General features: G+C 58.0%; 3 protein-coding genes. All 3 read right to left on the bottom strand.

The genetic code is table 11. From position 1 onward, the window contains the following. A partial coding sequence (locus tag WB528_RS27040) for a hypothetical protein (RefSeq protein ID WP_423892409.1) occupies positions 1 to 546 on the bottom strand: 546 nt, incomplete at its 3' end. Between the two features lie 49 nt (positions 547 to 595). Beyond that, entirely contained in the window at positions 596 to 1408 is an 813-nt protein-coding gene (locus WB528_RS27045; protein ID WP_423892410.1) for a hypothetical protein, read from the bottom strand. Positions 1409 to 2225: 817 nt separating this feature from the next. Continuing rightward, positions 2226 to 2811: DUF899 domain-containing protein (locus WB528_RS27050; protein ID WP_423892411.1), on the bottom strand; the 586-nt coding region annotated here is incomplete at its 5' end.

The following is a 2811-nucleotide window of genomic DNA, read 5'->3' on the forward strand; positions in this document are numbered from 1 at the left end:
GACCTTTTGATATTCGCGCATGACTGCCGCCGCCCGTTCCGCAACGTTCTCAATCGTGCTGTGGCACGCGTTGGGGCCATTGAAATAGTGTCCGGAATAAAGCGGGCCATCCATGGTCACGTAGACCAACTCACCGCCCGCAGCCTTGATCCGACGGGCGATCTGCGCGTTTCCGGGCGGATCCGTATAACCTTCGACGCCATGGCCGCACTTATATTGTTCGTAGCCGACCCAGCTCTGCGCGAGCGACTCGATGGCGAAGCCAATGCGCTTCTGCTTTAGCTTCGCGAAGGCCTGCGCCAGAACCTCATCGGGCACCGTTTTCATGTTGCCGGCAAGGGCGACAACCCGAACGTGATCCATGAAAGATGGCCAGGGCGCATTTGGTTCGACGAAGAGTTTTTGCCAGCCCTGCTGGCCGTCGACCCCTTCGTTGCTCATCGCGAAGGGACGAAGAAAAAACCAGATTTCCGGCGCCGGCGCGCCGGGCGCTCCGGCCATAGCCGAACCGGTCAGCAGAAGGCCGAGTGCTGCTGCGGAGAACATCTTTCTCATCGGTCGCGTTTCCTTGGCAAAATCGGCAGATCACTGCGCATCATTGCCTGTGCTGCTGGATGTATTGCAGGACCACATTCGTGAAAGTGCCGGGCTGATTCTCGGGCAGCATGCGGGTTGGAGTTTTTACCCACGTCTCGATCACCGCATGATCGGGATGAACTCCAAGTCCTGATTCAACTTCGGCGAAGTGGCTGATGGTGTTGCGCGACCAGTTTTCATCGCTGTTGTTGTTGGCACTGTCGGCGTCATAAATAACACCCAGCGCGACATGGCGCTGCTTCAGGGCCGCGGCCAGCGGCACAAGGTTGCGCACAGATCCCTTTTTCCAATTGAGATCCATATGAATGTAGGCCAGCGGCTCGCCGGTCACGGCCTTGAAGGTGTCGGTCCACTGGACAAGCTCCTGCACCCAGGGTTCGGATGCATCCACCACTTCATCGGAACCAATTTTCGCATTTGGAAAATACTTCCTCACGATGGCAATGCTCTCCTTCAGAGCCTGGGCCAGCGCTTGTGGAGATTCGTGACAGGACGTTGGGCCTGAATCCCTGTGGCCATAGAAGAATGGCTCGTCCATCGTTACATATTTCACGTCCGCCCCGTTGCGGCGAAGCTTGTCGAACAAGCCTTCCATCGTCTTTTGATCGACATAGGCTTCGGTCGTCGCCCGGCAGCGGTCCGAGCGGATCAACAGGCCGGTACCGATGGCAAACGCAATGTTGCGCCGCTTGAGGTCCGCGAGCGCCTCCCGCAGATCGCTATCGCGCGCGCGTTCAACGCTGGTCGGACGAAACTGGATGACACGCACGGCACCAGCGACGGTCTTCCACGGGGCATCGGGCGTCCACATGCTCCCCGCGTCTGTCCGTATATTTTCCCATCCGGGAGCATGATGCTCGACGTGCGGACCGCCCAACATCCAGATTTCGGTGGCGTGGACCGAAACGGGAAGCAGCAGACAGACCGCCAGGATCGAGAAGAGTTTTCTCATGTGTAGTCAGGCGCTCCTGGTATCAGTGCCTGTTTGCGACACGGGATTTGATCCTATTTGGTACTGCTCGAGTCGAGCAACCCCAGATTGCCGTTGCGCTTCTGAACCAGCGATGAACCGCCCAATCAGACATCATGTTGGGATGACACCGGGTGCATCGTCTGAATTTTCTCGCCTGAGCGAATTCACCGAGACCAAGACTCGTCCGGAAGGCGAGTTATTCCCGCAATCCGAGAAGCCATTCGATTTTAGCGAAGTTTGCCCCAATCATGGTGGCGGGAGGGATCGAACCTTCGAGTGACGGAATCAAAATCCGTTGCCTTAGTGCCTTGTTATCTGCTCAAATTATGTAGCCGCTTCGAACCTGCTCGAAAACTTCACGAATCTCCGGACTTGGCACTAGAGCTCCGATTCCGAAGTTCGCACGGTATCGCGGCAACTTCCGATGCGAGCTTCGGAATCAAAGGAGCTCTAGTAACTTATTGATTCTAGTGCGGCGTTGAATTTGAAGTTCCTATAAAGCGATTGCCGCAACACTGATAGGAACTTCAAATTCGCCGCACTAGGCAAGCAGTTCGATACGTATCCAACAAGGCCCACCAGCCTTCGCTCGCTTTCAGCGAGCTACGGCTCGGCAAGCCATCACCACGCTCACGAGAACAGCATTTCGAACCCATCACCCGTGACAACACGCGCCCTTGGCCGCTTCCGGCGTGTATTGGTCGCGCAGGCGCACCCAGTCCATCGGATAGGGCAGCCCTTCCTCATGCCGGCCGAGCGGCGTCAGGTCGAGATAGTGGTAGGCGGCATTCATCATGTCGAGGCCGCGCGCATAGCATGAGTAGGTGTGGAAGATGCGGCCCTCCTCGTCGCGGTAGAACACGCTGATGCCGGGCAGTTCGTCGCCGTAGAACGGCGTGGTGCCGAAATTGTACCTGTTTTCGCCCTTCTCGATCTGTTCGCGCGTATAGCTGACGCCGTAATCGGCATTGAAGTCGCAGCCGCCCGAGGAGACCCAATCGAAGGTCCAGCCCATCCGCTTCTTGAACGCCTCGAGCTTTGTGACCGGCGCCAGCGAAATCGCGACGACGGTGGTGTCGCGCGCGGCAAGATGCGGCACCGTGCGATCGAGACCATCGGCCCAGAACGAGCAGCTTTTGCAGGCCGCGTCCCAATCGGGCCGGAACATCACATGCTGGACCACGAGCTGGGGCCTGCCCTTGAACAGATCGGCCAGCGTCACCGGGCCTGCGGGTCCATCG

It is taken from the genome of Bradyrhizobium sp. (genome assembly GCF_049586575.1).
Taxonomy (GTDB): domain Bacteria; phylum Pseudomonadota; class Alphaproteobacteria; order Rhizobiales; family Xanthobacteraceae; genus Bradyrhizobium.